The organism is Streptomyces sp. Inha503 (assembly GCF_047215865.1).
Taxonomy (GTDB): domain Bacteria; phylum Actinomycetota; class Actinomycetes; order Streptomycetales; family Streptomycetaceae; genus Streptomyces; species Streptomyces lycopersici.
The window spans coordinates 10,404,722-10,427,701 of record NZ_CP178360.1 but is presented as its reverse complement, the minus strand read 5'-3'; the positions used below and the strand labels follow the sequence as shown (position 1 = coordinate 10,427,701).

At 73.4% G+C, this 22,980-nt stretch carries 9 protein-coding genes; all 9 read right to left on the bottom strand.

The genetic code is table 11. The features are described from left to right. Positions 1-8: 8 nt before the first annotated feature. A complete protein-coding gene (locus tag ACJX2R_RS43695; protein WP_413104596.1) occupies positions 9-680 on the bottom strand; it encodes a response regulator in 672 nt (223 codons plus the stop codon). After that, on the bottom strand, positions 677-1,939 hold the full coding sequence (locus ACJX2R_RS43690; protein WP_413104595.1) for a sensor histidine kinase: 1,263 nt from the start codon (positions 1,937-1,939) through the stop codon (positions 677-679). The genes ACJX2R_RS43695 and ACJX2R_RS43690 overlap by 4 nt, the downstream gene beginning before the upstream one ends. A gap of 1 nt (position 1,940) precedes the next feature. Then, positions 1,941-2,678, bottom strand: coding sequence for an ABC transporter permease (locus tag ACJX2R_RS43685; RefSeq protein WP_037962594.1), 738 nt, complete (start codon positions 2,676-2,678; stop codon positions 1,941-1,943). Between the two features lie 22 nt (positions 2,679-2,700). Then, on the bottom strand, positions 2,701-3,615 hold the full coding sequence (locus tag ACJX2R_RS43680) for an ABC transporter ATP-binding protein (protein WP_413104594.1): 915 nt from the start codon (positions 3,613-3,615) through the stop codon (positions 2,701-2,703). Positions 3,616-3,775: 160 nt separating this feature from the next. Beyond that, positions 3,776-4,372 carry a dTDP-4-dehydrorhamnose 3,5-epimerase family protein gene (locus ACJX2R_RS43675; RefSeq protein ID WP_413104593.1) on the bottom strand — a complete coding sequence of 199 codons (597 nt, stop codon included), beginning with the start codon at positions 4,370-4,372 and terminating at the stop codon, positions 3,776-3,778. Beyond that, entirely contained in the window at positions 4,369-5,598 is a 1,230-nt protein-coding gene (locus ACJX2R_RS43670; protein ID WP_413104592.1) for an activator-dependent family glycosyltransferase, read from the bottom strand. Before ACJX2R_RS43670 ends, ACJX2R_RS43675 begins: the two co-directional genes overlap by 4 nt. Before the next feature lie 35 nt (positions 5,599-5,633). Further along, a complete protein-coding gene (locus ACJX2R_RS43665) occupies positions 5,634-6,419 on the bottom strand; it encodes a thioesterase II family protein (RefSeq protein ID WP_262702426.1) in 786 nt (261 codons plus the stop codon). 55 nt (positions 6,420-6,474) lie between these two features. Then, the gene (locus tag ACJX2R_RS43660) at positions 6,475-12,741 is read right to left on the bottom strand and encodes a type I polyketide synthase (protein ID WP_413104591.1); all 6,267 of its coding nucleotides are present in this window, start codon (positions 12,739-12,741) and stop codon (positions 6,475-6,477) included. A 38-nt stretch (positions 12,742-12,779) separates the two neighbouring features. Then, positions 12,780-22,964, bottom strand: a complete 10,185-nt coding sequence (locus ACJX2R_RS43655) for a type I polyketide synthase (protein WP_413104590.1) — start codon at positions 22,962-22,964, stop codon at positions 12,780-12,782. Between the last annotated feature and the right edge of the window lie 16 nt (positions 22,965-22,980).

Genomic DNA, 22,980 nt, shown 5'->3' with positions numbered 1-22,980 from the left:
CTGCGGCGTCATTCGAATAGATGTCGTTTATGGGCCTCGCTGACCGCTGCCGCGCGATCCTTCACCCCGAGTTTCTCGTAGACATGCAGAAGATGCGTCTTGACGGTCGCCTGGCTGATGAACAATGCCGCCGCGGCCTGTCGATTCGTGGCCCCGTCGGCGATAAGCCGGAGCACTTGGAGTTCACGGTCGCTCAGCGGGCCCTGGGTGGGTTTGCGGACCTGGCCGAGAACGCGTCCGGTGACCGCGGGCGAGAGGACGGACTGGCCCGAGGAGGCGGACCGCACGGCGCGCGTCAGCTCCTCGCGCGGGGTGTCCTTGAGGAGATAGCCGGTCGCCCCGGCGGCCAGGGCGCCCATGACGTCGCTGTCGGTGTCATAGGTGGTCAGCACCAGGATCCGGGCCTCCGGGTCGCCGCGCAGCAGCCGTTTGATGGCCTCCACCCCACCCATCCGGGGCATGCGCAGATCCATCAGGACCACATCGGCCGGCCGCCGCTCGTACAGCTCGACGGCCTCGGCGCCGTCACCGGCCTCGCCGATCACCATGAAGTCGGGGTCCCGCTCCAGCACTCCGCGCAGCCCGTCACGGACCACCGGGTGGTCGTCGACGATGAGGATGCGGATGGGGCCGGCGGTGTCGCCGCCATGGGTGTTTCCGCTGGGGGTGTTTCCGCTCATGCACCGGCTTCCTGGGGGATCACGGGGACGGCCGCGCTGATGGCGGTGCCCTCGCCACGGGCGCTTTCGATGTCCAACGTACCGGCGACCCGGCCCAGCCGGCGCCGCATCGCCACCAGCCCGAGGCCGTGGCCGCCGGAGGTGCCCGCCTCGGCCTCGGCGGCCGCGGGGTCGAATCCGACGCCGTCGTCGAGTACGTCGAGGACCACCACGTCCTCCATGTACGACAGGGTGATGCCCACCTTCGACGCACGGGCGTGCTTGGCGATGTTGGCCAGGGCCTCCTGCGCCACCCGGTAGAGGGTGGCCTCCAGTTCGGCGTGGAGCGGGATGGCGGCCCCGGTCGTCGCGAACGCCACCTTCGGCTCCCGCTCCTGTGACCACCCCTCGACCAGCGACTCCAGGGCGTCCGGCAGGGTCCGGGACTCCAGTTGCTCGGGGCGGAGCGCCTGGACCGAGCGGCGCGCCTCGGCGAGGCTGTCCCGGGCCAGGTCCTTGGCGGCGACGAGATGGCGGCGCCACACCTCGCGGTCGCCTTCGGCGTGTTCGGCGGCCTCCAGCTGCCGGATGATGCCGGCCAGCCCCTGGGCGAGGGTGTCGTGGATCTCCCCCGCCATCCGCTGGCGCTCGTCGAGCACCCCGGCCTCACGCGCCTGGGTGATCAGCTGGGCGTGGAGTCCGGCGTTCTCGGCGAGTGCGGAGCGGAGTTCGGCCACGGTCCGTTTGCGCCGCTGGTGCTGTTCGTTGAGCCGGCTCGACAGCAGGTTGATCCAGCCGATCACCACGGTCTGGAAGACGATGGCGGCGAGATAGCCGACCACCGCGCCGGTCGTGGCCCGGGGGAAGCCGTCCGGCACGGTGTTGACGACGAACGAGGTGGCCGCCACGGACACCAGCGCCCAGACGGTCGGCAGCAGCACCAGCGCCTGGAGGAACCCGGTGGCGGCGAACAGCATGAACACCTGGTCCCGCGCCATCAGCGCGGCGGAGAGGGCGAGCAGCCCGGCGAAGTAGACGGCCGTGCGCACCGTGCCGTACGGCTGTCTGCTGCGGCGGCCCGTGGGCAGGGTGTAGGTGCCCAGGATCCAGACGGCGGCCACGGCCGCGAGGCCGAGCGTGGTGAGCAGCCGCCGGGCCGGTGGCGGGCCGTGGACCAGGCTCAGGGCCGTGGACAGGAACAGCAGAAGGTAGGGCAGCCCTCCGAACAGGATGTCGGAGTGCCGCTCCCACCGTCCGCCGTCGTCCTTGGACGCGCTCACCTCACTCCCAGCGGAACAGCTTGGCCGCGGCCGCGGTGGCGGCCACCGCGATCACTCCGAGGACGGTCAGGTGCAGTGTCTGCGGCCACTGGTTCTCCCAGGAGTCGCGCAGCGCCTGGAGCGCGGCGCCCAGCGGGGTGTAGTCGCCGATGGTGGACACCGTCTCCGGCAGGTCCTCCTTGGGGAGGAAGGCGCCGCCGAAGAAGAGGCTGGGGAACAGCAGGGACAGGCCCATCGCGGTGGCGGACTTGCTGCTCGGCGCCACGGCCGCGATCACCAGGCCGATGGAGAACAGCGCCCAGGTGCCCAGGACGAAGCTCACCAGGAAGGCGGGGACGTCACCGGGCAGTTTGGTGTCGAAGGCGGTCTTGCCGACGATGAGCACCAGCACCGCGGAGACCGCCGCGGTGACCAGGTTGATGAAGAGCTGGGCGAGCAGCAGGTTCCCCGGGTGGATGGGGCTGGCGGCCATGCGCCGCAGGATGCCCTTCTCGCGGTAGGTCGCGAGGGTCGTGGGCAGCAGGTTGAGGGCCAGCATCGTCAGACACAGCGACATGGCCATCGCGGGGACGAACGCGGCCATCGACGCCTTGGTGGCGGCGTCGTCGTCGGACTTGGTGGTGACGAAGTGGAAGATGGCCAGCAGCATGATCGGCAGTGCGATGACGAAGAACACCGCGGTGGGATCGCGCAGGAACAGCTTGCTCTCGACGTAGGTGAGCTTGGTGCGCCCGGACATGGCAGAAGTCTCCTCGGCGGCTTTAGTTGGCGGGCTTGGAGCCGGTCAGGGCGACGAAGGCGTCATCGAGACTCGCCTGTTCCAGGCGGAGTTCGTTCGCCACGATCTGATTGCGGGCCAGGACGGAGATCACGGCGTAGACCACATTGCCCTTGCCGACCACCGTCACCTGGGACTTGGACCGGGTCACACTGCTCACCTCGGGCAGCGAGGCGAGCAGTTCGTCGTCCATCGGGACGGACGGCTTGAAGCGGATGATCTGCTGCTCATCGACCCGGGACACCAGTCCGGAGGGGGTGTCGAGGGCGACGACCCGGCCGGATTCGATGATGGCGATCCGGTCGCAGAGCCGCTCGGCCTCCTCCATGAAGTGGGTGACCAGCAGCACGGTCACATCCTGCTCCCGGACCTTCTCGATCAGCTTCCAGGTCTCGCGCCGGGCGTGCGGGTCGAGCGCGGTGGTCAGCTCGTCGAAGACGGCGATCCTGGGCTTGCCGACGAGGGCGAGCGCGATGGACAGCCGCTGCTGCTGCCCGCCGGACAGCGATCCGTACGCCGTGTCGGCCTTGCCGGACAGGCCCCAGTCCTTGATGAGCTCGCGCCAGTCGACGGGGTCGCGGTAGAAGGTGCTGTAGAGCTCGAGCGCCTCCCACACCTTCATCTTGGGGGGCAGTTCGCTCTGCTGGAGCTGGATGCCGATGGACTCGCGCAGCTCGGCGAGGTCCTTGTCCTTCAGCGGGTCAAGACCCATCACGGAGATCTCGCCGCCGTCGCGCTTGCGCATGCCCTCGATGCACTCCACGGCGGTGGTCTTGCCCGCGCCGTTGGGGCCGAGGATGCCGAAGATCTCGCCCTCCTCCACGGAGAAGGACACGTCCTGTACCGCCACGTGATTGCGGTACTCCTTGCGCAGGTTACTGACCTCGATCAGCGGCATCGGCCCGGGTCCTCCTCGCTCGGTTCTTTCACTCTTCCACCGTAGGAAGCGGATATCCCCGGGGGATCGGCCCATCGGCTGCCCACCGGGCTGATCCTCCCTCCACCGACCGGCCGATCGGCCGCATCAACCGATCGGTGGATGGGGGTACGCCGGGCTCTCAGCCGCGCCGGGTGTGCAGCGCCCGGCAGAGTTCGTAGGACGGCAGCAGACCGGCCCGTTCGGCCTCGGCCAGCCCGGGGGCGTTCCGGTCGCGCGCGGAGACCAGGTATTCCAGGTCCTTGGGCCAGGGCAAGCCGAGCGCGGGGTCGAAGGGGTCGATCTCGTGCTCGGCGCCCGGGTTGTACTCCTCCGAGTTGAGGTAGGCCGCCACGGTGTCGTCCCGCAGCGCGATGAACGCGTGGCCGAGGCCCTCCTCCAGATACACCGCCCGGTACGAGACGGGGTCGAGACGCACGCTGTCCCAGCGGCCGAAGGTGGGCGAGCCCACCCGCAAGTCCACGACCAAGTCGAGGAGTTCGCCGCTGACACAGGTCACCATCTTGGCCTGGCCCGGGGGTACGTCCGCGTAGTGCACCCCGCGGACGGTGCCGCGCCGGGAGACGCTGTGGTGGTTCTGGCCCAGGCGCAGCGGATGGCCGACGGCCGCGGAGAAGGCCGATTCGGTGTAGTGGGCGACGAACGCGCCGCGTTCGTCGCGGTGGACGTCCGGGCTGAACTCGTAGGCGCCGGACACCGCCAGCTCGCGCACCTTCATCGGCCGTGCTCCACGGTGAGCCTCTCCAGCACCGGCACCACGTCGTGCGGGGTGGGGGTGCGCAGGTTCTCCTCGCGCAGCCGCTCGGCGGCCTCCTTGTACGACGCGTCCTTCAGCAGCCGTTCGACGCTCTCCCGCAGCACCTCGGCGGTCAACTCCGAGGCGTGGACGACGAGTCCGGCACCGGCCTCGTGCAGAGTGGTCCCCTTGTTCCACCAGTCGGCGTAGCGGATGGTGGGGATGAACTGCGGTACGCCGCTCGCCAGCGCGGTGCCCCAGGAGCCGAAGCCGCCGTGGTGGATGAGGACCGAGGCGCCGGGCAGCAGGGCGTGCAGCGGAACGAAGTCGACGATACGGGTGTTGGCGGGGACCTCCAGCGCCTCGACCTCCTCGGGCGGCAGCGCGGCCACCACGTCGATGTCCATGCTCCCCAGGGTGTCGATCATGTCGGCCACCGGCATGAAGGTACCGCCCAGGGCCGCCCGCGCCGAGACCCCGGAGGTCAGCACGACCCGCGGCCGCTCAGGGGCCTCGCGCAGCCAGCCGGGGATGTCGGAGGGGCCGTTGTAGGGCAGATAGCGGACCGGGACCCGCTGGAGGGACAGCGGCAGCTGGAGGCTGCTGGGGATCTGGTCGATGGTCCACTGGCCGACCACGACCTCCTCGTCGAAGGTGCGGTCGTAGCGGGCGAGGATGGAGCCGAGCCAGTCGGCCATCGGGTCCTCGCGGCGCTCCTCGGGCTGCTCGGCGAGGCGGGCCAGGAACACCTCGCGCATCTTCGCGTAGATGTCGACGCACCACAGCAGCCGGGCGTGGGCGGCGCCCACGACGCGGGCGGCCACCGGGCCCGCGTAGGTGACCGGATCCCAGATGACCAGGTCGGGCTGGAAGTGGCGGGCGTAGTCCACCAGCTCGTGCACCATGCAGTCGTTGTAGGTCTGGTACGCGAACATCACGCTGATCTTGAACTTCATCAGCACCTGTTCCCAGGAGTGCTGATCGAGCTCGGGGGTGGACCAGTCGGAGAGCGGGTTCTCCAGCGACTCGCGGTTCTGCGTCAGCATCTCGTGGAGATTGTGGTCCTTGCCGACCGAGACGGCCGTCAGCCCGGTGCTCTTGATGGACTCGGTCAGCGCGGGGTTGCTGGCGACATGCACCTCGTGGCCGGCCGCGGCCAGCGACCAGGCGAGCGGGACCATGGTGAACAGGTGCGATTTCTCGGACACCGTCGCGAAAAGGATACGCATCGTCGGTTTCTCTCTCAGTCGATGGGTCGTCGGGGGCGGGCGGTGGCCGCCCGCAGGGTGTCCGTGATGACTCCGGCCACCGCTGCCTTCTGCTCACCCAGGTAGAAGTGGCCGCCGGAGAAGACCTCCAGCCGGAAGGAGCCCGAGGTGTGCTCCCGCCACCCCGCCACTTCCGGGGCGGTGACGCGGATGTCGCTGTCACCGGTGAGCCCCACGATGTCGCAGGCCAGCCGGGCGCCGGGCCGGTATGCGTAGGTCTCGGCCGCCTTGTAGTCGCTGCGGATGGCGGGCAGGGCCAGCCGCAGCAGTTCGGTGTCGCCGAGGATCCGGGAGTCGGTCCCGCTGACCAGCTGGAGCTCGGCGATGAGCCCGGCGTCGTCGCGCCGGTGGATGCCGAGGCTGCGGTGGTGGGAGGGCGCGGGCCGGCCCGAGGCGAAGAGCGCCACGGGCACGGTCCCCAGCTCCCCTTCGAGCAGTCTGGCCAGCTCGAATCCGACGCTCGCGCCCATGCTGTGCCCGAACAGCGCGATCGGCCGGTGTGCCGTGAGCGGCCTCAGCGCCTGGTAGATCTCGCGCGCCAGCTCGTGGATGTCCTCGATGGGCGCGTCATGGCGGCGGTCCTGCCGCCCCGGGTACTGGACGGCCAGCGCCTCCACGGTCGGCGGCAGCAGCTCCGAGATCGGGAAGTAGAAGCTGGCGGCTCCCCCCGCGTGCGGCAGGCAGACCAGGCTGACCTCGGCCTCCGGGCGCGGATGGAACCTGCGGAACCACAGGCTCTCATCGGTGACGGGCAACGCCATGGTCATTCCTTTCGCGGTGCGGGGAGGGCGCCTGGGGCGGGGTGTCCGGATGGGGTCAGGCGGCGTCGCGCTCCAGTCGCTCCAGCCAGTCCTCGATGGCCTGGGCGGTGGGGAGGGAGTGGTCCTCCATCATGGTGAAGTGGTTGCCGCGCACATCGACGATGTCGTGCGGCAGCTCCCAGAAGGACCGCCAGTCGGGCAGCTCCTCCAGCTTCAGCGATCCGGTGGACAGCGGCTCCAGCGCGCGCACCAGGAGGGTGGGGGTCTCGATCGGCTCGGGGTCCCAAGCGCCGAAGAGGTTGAGGTACCAGCCCATGGCCGACAGCCGGGCGTCGTCCATGGTGACGAACACGCCCTCGCGCTCGGTCATCCCGTCCATGAGCGAGAGCCCGAACTGGTTGAGGATGCTGCTCTTGGGCACGTAGGTGTCCACCAGGACCACCGCGGTCGGCCGGATGCCCATCCGCTCCAGATGTCCCGCCGCCGCATGGGCGAACCAGCCGCCCGCCGAGGAGCCCAGCAGCACGATGGGCTGCCCGTCGGCGGCCTTCGCCACCGCCTCGGCCTGCGCGGCCACCACCGCGTCCGCCGTCTCCGGAAGGGGCTCACCGCGGCCGAAGCCGGGCAGCGCGAGCGCCGACACATCGCGCCGGCCCCGCAGCGAGGCCGCGAACCGCGCGTACTGGTGGATGCCCGCGACCGCCAGGCACGAGGAGAAGCAGAACAGGTGCTGCTCGGCCGGGCCCTTGCTGAGCCGGACCGGCATCGGCAGCCTCTCCAGCTCGGAGGGGCCGCTGAACCGGGGCCGCAGCGCCGCCGTGGCGTGCAGCAGGTCGAAGATCTCCTTCCATTTCCCGGTCTCGAACGCCTCGGTGTACAGCGTGCTCAGCGTGGTGGACTCCCCCGCCACGGCGGGCGCCGCGTCCGCGGGCGCCTGCTCGGACGGGCCCGGCTGCCGGGCCGCGGCCAGTTCGGTACGGAGCCGGGCGGCCAGGTCGGTGGGCGTCTCGTGGTCGAAGACGAGCGTGGCGGGCAGCCTCAGCCCGGTGGCCGCGTTCAGCCGGTTGCGCAGCTCGACCGCGGTGAGCGAGTCGAAGCCGGAGTCCACGAACTCATGGGCCGGGCCGATGGCGGACGGGTCCGGGTGGCCGAGCACGGTGGCCACCTGCGTACACACCAACTCCACCAGCATGGCGTCCTGTTCGGCCTCGGGCAGCGCGGCGAGCCGTTCCCGCAGCGCGGAGCCGCCGCCCGGCGAGCCACCGCGTGTGGTCGCGCCCGCCCGGCGCGCCGGTGTCCGCACCAGTCCGCGCAGCAGCAGCGGCACCGAGCCGGAACCGGCGCCCGCGCGCAGCGCCGCCAGGTCGATCCGCATCGGGATCAGCAGCGGGGTGTCCAGGGCGAGGGCGGTGTCGAGCAGTTCCATGCCCTGTTCGGAGGAGAGCGCGGCCACGCCCGAGCGGGCGGCCCCGGCCGTGTCCGCCGTCCCGGTCATCGTGCCGGCAGGCGCCCACAGCCCCCAGGCGAGGGAGTGGGCGGGCAGCCCCTGGGCCCGGCGGGCCTGGGCGAAGGCGTCGAGGAAGCCGTTGGCGGCCGCGTAGTTGCCCTGGCCCGCGCCGCCGAGCACACCGGCCGCCGAGGAGAAGAGCACGAACGCGGCCAGGTCCAGCTCCCGGGTGGCCTCGTGGAGATGGAGCGCGGCGTCGACCTTGGGCCGCAGCACCGTGTCCAGCCGCTCGGGGGTGAGCGAGGAGATCACCCCGTCGTCCAGCACCCCGGCGGTGTGGAACACCCCGGTGAGCGGATGGTCTGCGGACACCTGGGCGACCAGGGCGGCCACCGCGTCCCGGTCGGCGGTGTCGCATGCCGCCACGGCCACGGTCGCGCCGAGCGCGGTCAGCTCCTCGCGCAGCCGCCCGGCCCCCTCGGCGGCCGGTCCCCGGCGGCTGGTCAGCAGCAGATGGCGGACGCCGTGGTGGGTCACCAAGTGGCGGGCGAGCAGCCCGCCGAGCGTACCGGTGGCACCGGTGATCAGTACGGTGCCGTCGGGGTCCAGCGCACGGGTGGCGCCGGCCGCGCCGGCCGCGCCCTGGGCGCGGGCGAGCCGTGGGGTGTGCGCCTGTCCGGCGCGCAGCGCCAACTGCGGCTCCCCGGAGGCGAGCACCGCCGGGAGGGCCCGTACGGACTCCTCGTGCTCGTCGAGGTCGACGAGGGTGAACCGGTCCGGGTTCTCCGACTGCGCCGAGCGCACCAGGCCCCAGACGGCGGCGCCCGGCAGATCGGTGACCTCCGCGCCGGGTGCGGTGGCCACCGCGCCACGGGTGACGAACACCAGCCGGGAGTCGGCGAACCGCTCGTCGGCCGACCAGTTCCGGGCCAGCTCCAGGGCGGTGCGCAGGGAGTCCCGCACCGCGTCGGCCGGTGCGCCGGGCCCGGCGGCGCAGGACACCAGGACCGCCGCGGGGGCGGCCGTACCGGCGTCGACGGCCGCGCCCAGCGACTCCAGGTCCACATACGACTCCAGGTGGGCCCCGGCCGCGAACAGGCTCTCGGTCACCTCAAGACCGTCGTCGCCGACCAGCGCGGCCCGGGTCAGCGGGACGGGCCGATCGGAGTCCGCGAGCGCGGGCCAGTCGAGCTGGAACAGCGACTCGCTGCTCGCGGCGCGGGCGCCACTGAGCTGATCGCCGGTCATCTTCCGCAGCAGCAGGCCCTCGACGGTGGCCACCGGGCGGCCGGTGGGGTCGGCCACCGCGAGCGCCACGGTGTCCTCCCCGGCCGGGGAGATCCGCACCCGCACCTCGTCGGCCCCGGCGGCGTGCAGCGACACCCCGGTCCAGGAGAACGGCAGCCGCCCCTGCGCCGTCTCGGGGTCCTCCCCGGCGAAGAGGGTGCCGAGCGCGATGCCGTGCAGGGAGGCGTCGAGCAGGGCCGGGTGGATCCCGTACCCGGCGGCGGCCGGCCGCTGCTCCTGGGCCAGCCGCACCTCGGCGAACACCTCGTCGCCGCGCAGCCAGGCGGCGCGCAGGCCCCGGAAGGCCGGGCCGTAGCCGAAGCCGCCCGCCGCGTACCGCTCGTACATGTCGCTGACGTCGAGTTCGGTGGCGTCCGCCGGGGGCCACGCGGTCAGTTCGGCGGGGGCACCCGGCGTGGCGGTGGCCAGCGTGCCGGTGGCGTGCGGGGTCCACGGCTCGCCGAATCCGGCGCCCTCGGGGCGGGAGTGGACGTTCAGCGGGCGCCGTCCGCTCTCGTCGGATTCGCCGACCGTCACCCGGAGGGCGAGCGCGCCGCGCGCGGGGAGGATCAGTGGCGCCTGGAGGGTCAGCTCCTCGACCTGGTCGCAGCCGACCTGGTCACCGGCCTGGATGGCGAGCTCGAGGAACGCGGTGCCGGGGAAGAGGACCGTGCCGGAGACGGCGTGGTCGGCCAGCCAGGGCTGGGCGGCCAGGGACAGCCGACCGGTGAGCACCAGGCCGTCGGTGTCGGCGAGTTCGACGGTGGCGCCCAGCAGCGGATGCCCGGCCGGGCCAAGACCCGCCGAGGTCACATCGCCCGCCCGGTCCGAGCCGTCGAGCCAGTAGCGCTGCCGCTGGAAGGCGTACGTGGGCAGCTCGACCCGGCGGGCGCCACGGCCCGCGAACACCTTCTCCCAGTCCACCGCCCCGCCGTGGGCGTGCACCCCGCCCACCCCGGCCAGCAGCGACTCGGCCTCGTCGCGGTCCCTGCGCAGCAGCGGGACGAACGCGGCGGCGTCGGGGTCGGCGACGCACTCCTGCCCCATCGCGGACAGCACACCGGACGGGCCCACCTCCACATAGCGGGTCACGCCCTGGTCCTCGAGGAACCGCACCCCGTCCCGGAACCGCACCGGCTGCCGCACATGGCGCACCCAGTACTCGGGCGTGCACAGCTCCTCGGCCGCCGCCTCGCCGGTCACATTCGACACCACCGCGATCCGGGGAGTGGCGTAGGTCAGCTCGCCGGCGACCTTGGCGAACTCCTCCAGCATGGGCTCCGTCAGCGGCGAGTGGGCGGCGATGCCGATCCGCAGCCGCTTGCTCCTGACGCCGACCGCGTCCGCGATCCGGAGTACGGCCTTCTCCTCGCCGGAGATCACCGTGGCGGCCGGGCCGTTGACCGCGCCCAGGGACACCTGGTCCTCCTCGCCCGCCAGATGGGGCAGCACCTCGGCCTCGGCCGCCTGGAGCGAGACCATCGCGCCTCCGGCGGGCAGCGCGTCCATCAGCCGGCCCCGGGCCGCGACCAGCGCACACGCGTCCTCCAGCGAGAACACGCCCGCCACATGGGCGGCCGCCAGTTCGCCCACCGAGTGGCCGACCAGGAAGTCCGCGGTCACGCCCCAGGACTCCAGCAGCCGGTACAGCGCCACCTCGACGGCGAAGAGACCGGTCTGGGTGTAGAGGGTCCGGTCGAGCAGTTCGGCGTCGTCGCCGAAGACCACGTCCCGCACCGCGTGCCCGACATGGCCGTCCAGGTGGCGGTCGAGCTCGGCGCAGACGGTGTCGAACGCGGCGGCGAAGACCGGGAAGGCGGTGTGCAGGACGCGTCCCATGCCGAGCCGCTGTGCGCCCTGCCCGGTGAACAGGAACGCCGTCCTGCCCGCACCGGCCACCGCGCCGGGGGTGGCGCCGGAGACCAACTGGTCGAGTTCCCCGAGCAGTTCGGCACGGCTCGCTCCAACGGCCACCGCGCGGTGGGCGAAGGCGGAGCGGGTGAGCGCCAGCGAGTAGCCGATGTCCACGGGGGACGGCCCGGACGCGCCCGCCACGTAGGAGCGCAGCCGCGCTGCCTGGGCGCGCAGCGCTTCCTCGGTACGCCCCGACAGCGGCCACGGCACCAGGTCGGACGACACGGCGGCGGGCGCGGTGTCCGCGGGTGTTTCGTCAGCGGGCGCTTCGTCCGCGGTGTCCTCGGCGGGGGCCTGCTCCAGGATCACATGGGCGTTGGTGCCGCTGAAGCCGAAGGCGGACACGGCGGCGCGGCGCGGCCGTCCGTCCTCCGGCTCGGGCCACGGCCGGGCCTCGGCCAGCAGCCGTACCGCGCCCGACTCCCAGTCCACGTTGGGCGTCGGCTCCTCGGCGTGCAGGGTCTTGGGCAGTACGCCGTGGCGCAGCGCCAGCACCGTCTTGATGACCCCGCCGACACCCGCGGCGGCCTGGGTGTGACCGATGTTGGACTTCAGCGAGCCGAGCCACAGCGGCCGGTCCTCGGGGCGGTCCTGGCCGTAGGTGGCGAGCAGCGCGCCCGCCTCGATGGGGTCGCCGAGCGGGGTGCCGGTGCCGTGTGCCTCGACCGCGTCCACATCGGCCGTCGTCAGCCCCGCGTCGGCCAGCGCCTGCCGGATGACCCGCTGCTGGGAGGGGCCGTTGGGGGCGGTGAGCCCGCTGCTGGCGCCGTCCTGGTTGGTGGCGGAGCCCGTGACGACCGCGAGCACCTGGTGTCCGGCGCGCCGCGCGTCCGACAGCCGCTCCACGAGCAGCATGCCCACGCCCTCGCCCCAGCCGGTGCCGTCGGCGGACGCGGCGAACGCCTTGCAGCGGCCGTCGGAGGCGAGCCCGCGCTGACGGCTGAAGTCCACGAAGGCCACCGGTGTGGACATCACCATCGACCCGCCGACCAGGGCCAGGGAGCACTCCCGGCGGCGCAGCGCCTGCGCGGCGAGGTGCAGGGCCACCAGCGAGGACGAGCAGGCGGTGTCCACGGTGACCGCGGACCCTTCGAGACCGAAGGTGTAGGCGATACGGCCGGAGGCGATGCTGCCGGAGCCACCGCTGCCCACGTACCCCTCGACATCGTCGGGCACCTGGCGCAGCCGGGTCGCGTAGTCCTGGTACATCACGCCCGCGAAGACCCCGGTGCGGCTGCCGCGCAGCGTGGCCGGGTCGACCCCGGCGCGCTCCATGGCCTCCCACGCGGTCTCCAGCAGCAGCCGCTGCTGCGGGTCCATGGCCAGCGCCTCGCGCGGGGAGATGCCGAAGAAGGCGGGGTCGAAGTGGTCGGCGTCGGTGACGAAGCCGCCTTCGCGCGCGTAGCTCGTCCCCGGCTTGTCCGGGTCCGGGTCGTACAGGGCCTCCAGGTCCCAGCCCCGGTCGGTGGGGAACCCGGTGACCGCGTCACGGCCGTTCGCCACCAGCTCCCACAGGTCCTCCGGCGAGGCCACGCCACCGGGGTAGCGGCAGGCCATCCCGACGATGGCGATGGGCTCGTGGTCCTTTGTCTCGGCCTCCTGGAGGCGCTGGCGAGTGCGGTGCAGATCCGTGGTCACTCGCTTGAGGTAGTCGCGGAGCTTTGCCTCGCTCACCGTTTACCGCCCATCTCTGTGAATTCCAACTCCGTGCGCTACAGGCCGAGTTCGTTCTCGATGAAGTCGAAGATCTCGTCGTCCGAGGCGGCGTCGATGCGGCCGGCGACCGCGTCCTCCGCGTCCTCCGGGCCCTGGCCGAGCCGTACCAGCAGGTCCTGAAGGCGCGAGGCGAGCGCGGTGCGGGCCTCGTCGTCGGCGGCGACCTTCGCCAGGTTGCCTTCCAGGGCGTCGAGTTCCGGGAAGGTCATCGACGCGGCGGTGAATGCCTCCGGGGCGATTTCCGCTTCCAGGTACGCGGCGATCGCCGTGGAGGTGGGGTAGTCGAAGAGCAGGGTCACCGGCAGGCGCCGGCCGGTGGCCTTGCCCAGCTGGTTGCGGAGTTCGACCGCGGTGAGCGAGTCGAAGCCGAGGTCCAGCAGTCCGCGCTCCGCGTCGACGGCCGCCACCGACTCGAAGCCCAGCACCCCGGCCACGGTGGTGCGGACCAGGTCCAGCAGGAACCGGCCGCGCTCGTCCTCCGGCAGGCTCGTCAGATGCCGCTTGAGCCCGTCGGGCCGCACGGGCGCGGCCCCGGCTGCGGCGGCCGTCCGCCGGGCGGGCCTGGTGGCGGGCGCGGCCCGCACCAGCCCGCGCAGCAGCGCCGGTACGCCACCGGGCCGCGCCCCGAGCCCCGCGGTGTCGAGCCGCATCGGCAGCACGACGGCGGTGTCCACGGCGCGTGCGGCGTCGAAGAGCCCGGCGCCGTCCTCCGAGGAGAACGGGACGATGCCACCGCGCGCCAGCCGGTTCAGATCGGCGCCCGCCAGCTTGCCGGTCATCTCGCTGCGCTGGGCCCACAGCCCCCACGCGTGTGACTGGACGGGCCGGCCCTGGGCGCGGCAGTGCTGGGCGAAGGCGTCGAGGAAGGCGTTGGCCGCCGCGTAGTTGCCCTGGCCCATTCCGCCGAAGGTGCCGGCGATGGAGGAGAACAGGACGAGCGCGGACAGGTCCAGGTCGCGGGTCAGCTCGTGCAGGGTGAGCGCGGCGTCGACCTTGGGCCGCAGCACCGTGTCCAGCCGCTCGGGGGTGAGCGAGGAGACCACACCGTCGTCCAGGACTCCCGCCGTGTGCACGACGGCCGTCAGCGGATGTGCGGCGGGGACGGTGGCCAGCAGCGCGGCCAGCGCCTCCCGGTCGGCCATATCGCAGGCGGCGAGGGTGACATGGGCGCCCGATTCCTCAAGTTCCGTGCGGAGTTCGGCCGCGCCCTCCGCGTCCGGGCCACGGCGGCTGGTGAGCAGCAGATGCCGCACTCCGCCCTCGTTCACCAGATGGCGGGCGATGACCCCGCCGATGGTGCCGGTGGCCCCGGTGACCAGCACCGTGCCCTCGGGGTCCCAGGCGGGCGGGGCGGTGTCGGGGACGGGGGTGGTGGCGAGCCTGGCCACCGCGATGTCGCCCTGGCGCACGGCGAGTTGTGGCTCGTCCAGGGCGAGCGCGGTCGGCAGGGCGAGCGCCGACTCCTCGTGCTCGTCGAGGTCGACGAGGACGAACCGGTCGGGGTTCTCCGACTGCGCGGAGCGCACCAGGCCCCAGACGGCGGCGTGCGCCAGATCGGGCACGTCCGCGCCGGGCGTGGCGGCCACCGCGCCCCGGGTGATGAACACCAGGCGGGAGTCGGCGAACCGGTCCTCGGTCAGCCAGGCCCGGAGCAGCGCCAGCGCCCGGTGGGTCGCGGCCCGTACGGCGTCGGCCACGCCCTGGGGCTCCGGTGCGCAGGGCACCAGTACGGTGGCGGGCACGGCGGCCGGGTCGGCGGGCAGCGCCTCCAGGTTCGGGTATGTGCCCACGTCGAGTCCGACCAGCTTGAAGTCGTCGTCGCCGAGCAGTGCCCAGCGCCCGGAGGGTGGTTCGGGCGTGGCCGCGGAGGTGTCGGCGACCACCCAGTCCAGCCGGTAGAGCGAGTCGCCGCCGGTGCCGGGGTCGCCGAGCCGTTCGGGCCGCTTGCGCAGCACCAGCGACTCGACGGTGGCCACCGGCCGTCCGATGGTGTCCGCCACGGTCAGGGCCACCGTGTCGGTGCCGCTCGGCGTGAGCCGCACCCGTACTTCACCGGCGCCGGAGGCGTGCAGCGTCACCCCGCTCCAGGAGAACGGCAACCGGCCCTCGCCCGCCTGGAGCATCGGGCCGAGCGCGATGGTGTGCAGCGCGGCGTCCAGCAGGGCGGGGTGCAGTCCGTAGCCGGTGGCGGCGGACTGCTGCTCCTGCGCCAGCCGTACCTCGGCGAACACCTCGTCGCCGCGCAGCCAGGCCGCGCGCAGCCCCTGGAACGCCGGGCCGTAGCCGAAGCCGCCCGCGGCGAACCGCTCGTACAGGTCCTCGACCTCGATCGGCTCGGCGCCCGGCGGCGGCCACGCCCCGCCCAGGTCGTACGAGCCCTCGGCGGCACCGTCCGCCAGCACCCCCGTGGCGTGCCGGGTCCAGGGCAGCTCACGGTCCGTGTCCTCGGGGCGGGAGTAGACGTTCAGGGCGCGCCGGCCGTCCTCCTCGGGCGGGTCCACCACCAGCTGGAGGGTGACGGCGCCACGCTCGGGGAGGACGAGCGGCGACTGAAGGGTCAGCTCGTCGACGCGGTCGCAGCCCACCCGGTCCCCGGCCTGGACCGCGAGCTCCAGGAACGCGGTGCCCGGGAAGAGGACCACACCGGAGACCGCGTGGTCGGCCAGCCAGGGCTGGCCGCGCGTGGACAGCCGACCGGTGAGCACCAGGCCGTCGCTGTCGGCGAGTTCGACGGCGGCGCCCAGCAGCGGATGCCCGGCGGCGCCGAGACCGGCCGAGGCCACGTCGCCCACGGTGGCGGGCGCGTCCAGCCAGTAGCGCTGCCGCTGGAAGGCGTACGTGGGCAGCTCCGCCCGGTGGGCGCCACGGCCCGCGAACACCTGTTCCCAGTCCACCGCGCCACCGTGGGCGTGCACCCGGCCCACCCCGGCCAGCAGCGACTCGGCCTCGCCGCGGTCCTTGCGCAGCAGCGGGACGAACGCGGTCTCGGTGTCGGCCTCGTTGTCGGCGTCGGTCTCGGTATCGGCCTCGGCCAGGCACTCCTGGCCCATGGCGGAGAGCACACCGGCGGGGCCGAGCTCGACGAAGCGGGTCACATTCCGCTCGGTGAGGAAGCGGATGCCGTCCCCGAACCGCACCGCCCGGCGGACGTGGCGCACCCAGTACTCCGGCGAGCACAGCTCCTCGCCCGCCACCTCACCGGTGACGTTGGAGACCACCGCGATGCGCGGCGCGGAGTAGCCGATCCCGGCGGCCACCGTGCCGAACTCGGCGAGCATGGGGTCCATCAGCGGCGAGTGGAAGGCGTGGGAGACGGTGAGCCGCTTGCTCTTGGCCCCGGTCGCTTCCGCGATCCGCAGGACGGTGTCCTCGTCGCCGGAGATGACGGTCGCCCGCGGCCCGTTGACCGCCGCCACGCTCACCCGGTCCTCGTGGCCTTCGAGATGCGGCAGCACCTCGGCCTCGGCCGCCTGGAGCGACACCATCGCACCGCCCTCCGGCAGCGCCTGCATCAGCCGGCCCCGGGCCGCCACCAGCGCACAGGCGTCCGCCAGCGAGAACACCCCGGCCGCATGGGCGGCCGCCAGCTCGCCCACCGAGTGGCCGACCAGGAAGTCCGGCGCCAAACCCCAGGACTCGACCAGCCGGAACAGCGCCACTTCGAGGGCGAACAGCGCGGTCTGGGTGAACACGGTCCGGTTCAGCGGCTCTGCGTCCTCGCCGAAGACCACCTCACGCACCGAACCGTCCAGATGGCGGTCCAGCTCCGCGCACACCGCGTCGAACGCCGCCGCGAACACCGGGAAGGCGTCGTACAACTCCCGTCCCATGCCAGGTCGTTGAGCGCCCTGACCGGTGAACAGGAAGGCGGTCTTCCCGGCGTCGGCCACCGTCGCCCGCGCCGCCCCCGAGGCCAGCTCCGCCAGGCCCCGCAGCAGTTCCTCCCGCTCGGCGCCGACGACCACGGCGCGATGGCCGAAGGCCGAGCGGCCCGTCGCCAGCGCGTAGCCGACATCCACCGGGCGCAGCTCCGGCCGCTCCTCCAGATGCGCGCGCAGCCGCCCGGCCTGCGCCCGCAGGGCCGTCTCGCCGCGCGCGGAGAGCACCCACGGCACCACGTCGGAGCCGACCGTCCGCTCGGCCACCGGCGCGGTGTGCTCGGGGCCCTGCTCCAGCACCACATGGACGTTCGTGCCGCTGACGCCGAAGGCGGACACGCCCGCGCGCCGCGGCCGTCCCGTCTCGGGCCACTCCCGGGCCTCGGTCAGCAGCTCCACCGCACCGGCCGACCAGTCCACGTCGGGCGAGCGCTCATCGGCGTGGAGGGTTTTGGGCAGCACGCCGTGGCGCAGCGCCAGCACCGTCTTGATGATCCCGGCGACGCCCGAAGCGGCCTGGGTGTGGCCGATGTTGGACTTCAGCGCGCCCAGCCACAGCGGCCGGTCGGCAGGCCGCCCCTGGCCGTAGGTGGCCATCAGGGCCTGCGCCTCGATGGGGTCGCCGAGCCGGGTGCCGGTGCCGTGGGTCTCGACCGCGTCCACATCGGTGGCCGACAGGCCCGCACCGGCCAGTGCCTGGCGGATCACCCGCTGCTGGGAGGGGCCGTTGGGGGCGGTCAGGCCGTTGCTTGCGCCGTCCTGGTTGACGGCCGAGCCACGTACCAGCGCCAGCACCTCGTGGCCGTTTCTCCGCGCGTCGGACAGCCGCTCCAGCAGCAGCATGCCGACGCCCTCGGCCCACCCGGCGCCGTCGGCGTCCGCCGAGAACGCCTTGCAGCGGCCGTCGGGGGCCATGGCCCGCTGCCGGCTGAACTCGATGAAGGTGTCCAGCGTGGACATCACCACGACACCGCCCGCGAGCGCCAGCGAGCACTCCCCCTGGCACAGCGCCTGGGCCGCCTGGTGGAGGGCGACCAGCGAGGACGAGCAGGCGGTGTCCACGGTGACCGCGGGCCCTTCGAGGCCGAAGGTGTACGAGATGCGCCCGGACGCCACGCTGCTCGCGCTGCCGGTGGCCAGATAGCCCTCGAACTCCTCGGGCGCGCGGGTGAAGCGCGAGCCGTAGTCGTTGTAGCTTGCGCCGATGAAGACTCCGGCCTGGGCGCCCTTCACCGAGGCCGGGTCGATCCCGGCCCGCTCGAACGCCTCCCAGCTGGTCTCCAGCAGCAGCCGCTGCTGCGGGTCGATGGCGAGCGCCTCGCGCGGTGAGATCCCGAAGAACTCGGGGTCGAAGTGGTCGGCCTGGTGGAGGAAGCCACCGCCGGTGGCGTAGAAGGTGCCCGGCTTGTCGGGGTCCGGGTCGTAGTGGCCCTCGATGTCCCAGCCGCGGTCGGTGGGGAAGTCCGAGATGGCGTCCCGGCCGTCCATCAGCAGCCGCCACAGCTCCTCGGGGGTGGTCACCCCGCCGGGGAGGCGGCAGCTCATGGCCACGATGGCGATCGGGTCGTCGTCCACCGCGACGGCGGCGGGCACCGGGCCCGCCGGGGCGGCGGCCGCGGTCTCACCCGCGCCGCTCTCGGTCAGCAGGAAGCGGGCCAGCGCGGTGACGGTCGGGTAGTCGAAGACGAGGGTGACCGGCAGCCGCAGCCCGGTGGCGGCGTTCAGCCGGTTGCGCAGATCGACGGCGGTCAGCGAGTCGAAGCCCAGCTCGCGGAAGGCGCGCCCGGCCTCGACGGCCGCGGTGTCGGCGTAGCCGAGCGCGGCGGCCACTTCGGTGCTGACGAGGTCGGCCAGCGCGTCCTCGGCCTCCTGCGGCGACAGCCCGGCCAGCCGCTGGGCCAGCGGGGTGTCCCGCTCGCCCGTGGTGGCGGCCGCCGCCTCCGCCCGCCGGGCGTCGGGGAGTTCGCCGAGCACGGCGGCCCCGTCCAGGGAGGGGGTGGCGGCGATGAGCCGGTCCCACTCGACATCGGCCACGGCCACATGGGTGTCGGCCACGTCCAGGGCGCGCTGGAGGGCGGCGATCGCCAGGTCGGGCGCCATCGCGGGCATACCGGTGGCGCGCAGCCGCGCCTCGACGGCCTCGTCCACCAGCCCGCCGCCGGACCACGCGCCCCAGGCCACGGAGGTGGCGGGGAGTCCCTGGGCGCGGCGGGCGTACGCGAGCGCGTCGAGGAAGGCGTTGGCGGCCGCGTAGCTGCCCTGGCCGGGGCCGCCGAGCGTGCCCGCGAAGGAGGAGAAGAGCACGAAGGCGGACAGCTCGCGGCCACGGGTGAGCTCATGCAGATGGAGTGCCGCGTCCACCTTCGGGCGCAGCACCCCGTCGGCGCGCTCGGGGGTGAGGGTGTCGAGCACCCCGTCGTCCAGGACGCCCGCGGTGTGGACGACCGCGTCGAGCGGTGCCTCGTCCGCGTCCAGCGTGGCGAGGAGGTCGGCCAGCGCGTCCCGGTCGGCCGCGTCGCACGCGGCCACGGTCACCCGGACCCCCGACTCCCTTATCTCGTCCGCGAGTTCGGCCGCTCCGGGGGTGTCGGGGCCCCGGCGGCCGGTGAGCACCAGGTGTTCGGCGCCGCCGCGGGCCAGCCAGCGCGCCACATGGGCGCCCAGGCCGCCGGTGCCGCCGGTCACCAGCACGGTGCCGCGCGGCCGCCACGGCGCGGTGGCGTCGGCCGGTGCCGCCGAGGCCCTGACCAGCCTGCGCCCGTGGACCCCGGAGGCGCGCACCGCGACCTGGTCCTCATCGGTCAGCCGGCCGGCGAGCACACCGCACAGCCGCGCGATGGCGCGGTCGTCGAGGGTGCCGGGCAGATCCACCAGACCGCCCCGGCGCCGCGGGTACTCCGCGGCCGCGATCCGGCCCAGGCCCCAGCTGAGCGCCTGCAACGGGTGGTCCAGCGCGTCCGCGCGGCCCACGGACACCGCGCCGCGCGTGGCGTACCACACCGGGACGTCGGCGCCTGTGTCGCCGAGCGCCTGAAGCAGGGCGAGGTTGAGGGCCAGGCCGAGCGGCTGTGCCGTGCCCGCGCGGTACGGGTCCTCGACGAGCGCGAGGAGCGAGAGCACCGCGGTCGGTGGCGCATCCGCCGTGGCCTCGCCGAGCCCGCGGGCGAGCACCTCGCGTACGGCGTCGGTCTCGGTCAGCTCCACCAGCCGTACCTGGGCTCCGCGTTCCCGTAGCGCCTCCGCGACGCGCGGGCCCTCCGGCGCTCCGGCGGGCGCGGCGATCAGCCAGCCGGCACCGGCCGACGAGCGGTCGTGGGGGGAGGTGAGAGCGTCGCCCAGGGGCTTCCAGGTGACGTGGTAACGCCAGGAGTCGAGCACGGACCGCTCGCGGCGCGCCCGGCGCCACGCGGCCAGCGCCGGAACCACCATGGCCAGGGACGACTCCTCGGCGTCCACCTCCAGCGCGGCGGCCAGCGCGGCCAGGTCCCCGCGCTCCACGGCGGCCCAGAAGTCCGTGTCCACCGCCTCGCCTTCGGCGGGTGCGGAGGCGGGTGCGGAGGAGCCTTCGAGCCAGTAGCGCTGCCGCTGGAAGGCGTACGTGGGCAGGTCCACCACGGACGCGCCCAGCCCGGCGAACACCGCGGCCCAGTCGACGGCCACGCCCCGGACGAACGCCTCGCCCAGCGAGGCCAGGAACCGCTCCGGACCACCCTCGTCCCGCCGCAGCGACCCCACGACCACCGCGTCCTCGGCGGTCGCCTGGAGCGGCATCGTCAGCACCGGATGCGGAGACATCTCCAGGAACGTCCCGAACCCGGCGGCCGACAGAGCCCGCACCGCCGACTCCAGCTCCACCGTCTCCCGCAGATTGGTGTACCAGTACCCGGCGTCGAGTCCGGTGGTGTCGATGGTGCCGCCGGTGACCGTCGAGCAGAACGGCACCTCGGCGCGGCGCGGGGCGATCGGGGCCAGGACGTCGAGGAGTTCAGCGCGCAACTCCTCGACATGGGCCGAGTGGGACGCGTAGTCCACCGGGATCGGCTTCGCCCGTACGCCCTCGGCCTCGCACTCCGCCTGGAGCTCACACAGCGCCTCCGGGTCACCGGACACCACGATCGAACCCGGACCATTGACCGCCGCCACCGATATACGGCCGCCCCAAGCGGTGATCCGCTCCCGCACCCGACCGGCGCCCTCCGAAACCGACATCATCCCACCACGACCCGCCAGCCCACGGGCAATGGCCTGCGAGCGCAACGCAACGACCCGCGCCCCGTCCTCCAGCGACAGCCCACCCGCCACCACCGCAGCCGCGATCTCCCCCTGCGAATGCCCCACCACAGCGGCCGGAGCCACCCCACACGCCCGCCACACCTCCGCCAACGACACCATCACCGCCCACAACGCCGGCTGCACCACATCCACCCGCCCCAACGCCTCCTCATCCCCCAGCACATCCGTCAACGACCAGTCCACAAACCCCGACAGCGCCACCTCACACTCCGCCAACCGACCCGCGAACACCGGCGAAGCACCCAGCAACCCCACCGCCATCCCCACCCACTGCGACCCCTGCCCCGGAAACACGAACACCGGACGGGTGTCGGTCGCCGTCGCTCCGTCGCCGCGCACCACACGCGGGGACTCGCCGCCCGACGCCAGCGCGCCCAGTGCGTCGATCAGCTCGTCGCGGTCGCCGCCCAGAACCAGCGCTCGGTGGTCGAAGCGGCCACGGGTGGTGGCGAGCGAGTGGCCGACGTCGGCCGGGGACAGCCCGGGGCGCGCGGTCACATGCGTCAGCAGCCGCTCGGCCTGCGCCCGCAGGCCCGCCGCGCTCTTCGCGGACAGCACCCACGGCACCACTCCCCGGCCCACCGGGGCGTCCCCCTCGGCCGCGGTCTCCGCATGCTCCTCCTCGGGCGCCTCCTCGAGGATGGTGTGCACATTGGTGCCACTGGCCCCGAAGGCCGAGACGGCGGCCCGGCGGGGCTCCTCGCCGCGCGGCCACTCCCTGGCCTCGGTCAGCAGCTCCACCGCCCCCGCCGACCAGTCGATCCGCGAGGAGCGCTCCTCGGCGTGGAGCGTCCTGGGCAGCAGGCCGTGGCGCATGGCCTGCACCATCTTGATGACACCGCCGACACCACCGGCGGCCTGCGGATGGCCGATGTTGGACTTCAGCGAGCCGATCAGCACGGGGCGGTCCGCCGCGCGGTCCTTCCCGTACGTGGCGAGCAGCGCGCCGGCCTCGATGGGGTCGCCCAGCGGGGTGCCGGTGCCATGGGTCTCGATCGCGTCGATCTGCTCCGCCGTGAGTGCGGCGCTGGCGAGCGCCCGGCGGATCACCCGCTGCTGGGCCCGGCCGTTGGGCGCGGTCAGGCCGTTGCTGGCGCCGTCCTGGTTGACGGCCGAGCCGCGCACGACGGCCAGCACCTTGTGGCCGTTGCGCCGCGCGTCCGAGAGGCGTTCCAGCAGCAGCATGCCGACGCCCTCGCCCAGGCCCATGCCATCGGCCCCCTCGGCGAACGCCTTGCAGCGGCCGTCCTGTGCCAGCCCGCGCTGCCGGGCGAAGCCGATGAGCCCCATCGGGGCGCCCATCACGGCGGCGCCGCCCGCGAGGGCGAGCGAGCAGTCGCCCTGGCGCAGCGACTGGCAGGCCAGGTGGAGGGCGACCAGCGAGGACGAGCAGGCGGTGTCGATGGTGACGGCCGGGCCCTCCAGGCCCAGGGTGTAGGCGACGCGGCCGGACATGATGCTCGCGGAGATGCCCGTGACCAGGTGGCCCTCAAGACCCTCCGGCATATGGGGCCAGTCGGGGACGTAACCCTGGTAGGCGGCGCCCACGAAGACGCCGGTCTTGCTGCCGCGCAGCGCCGCCGGATCGATTCCGGCGCGCTCGAACGCCTCCCAGGAGGTCTCCAGCAGCAACCGCTGCTGCGGGTCCATCACGGTGGCCTCGCGGGGCGAGATGCCGAAGAACGCGGGGTCGAACTGGTCGGCGTCGTGGAGGAATCCGCCCTCGGTGGCGTAGACGGTGCCCTGCCGGTCGGGGTCCGGGTCGTAGAGGTTCTCCAGGTCCCAGCCGCGGTTGCCGGGAAATCCGGAGATGGCGTCGCGCCCACCCGTGACGAGCTCCCACAGATCCTCGGGACCGCGCACATCGCCGGGGTAGCGGCAGCTCATCGCCACGATGGCGACGGGTTCCCGGGAGGCGGCGGTGAGTTGCTGATTGACCCGGCGCAGCCGTTCGGTCTCCTTCAGAGACTCCCGCAGCGCGCCAACGATCTTGTCGGTTGGGTTTGCCATTGTCAGCTCCGCAGTC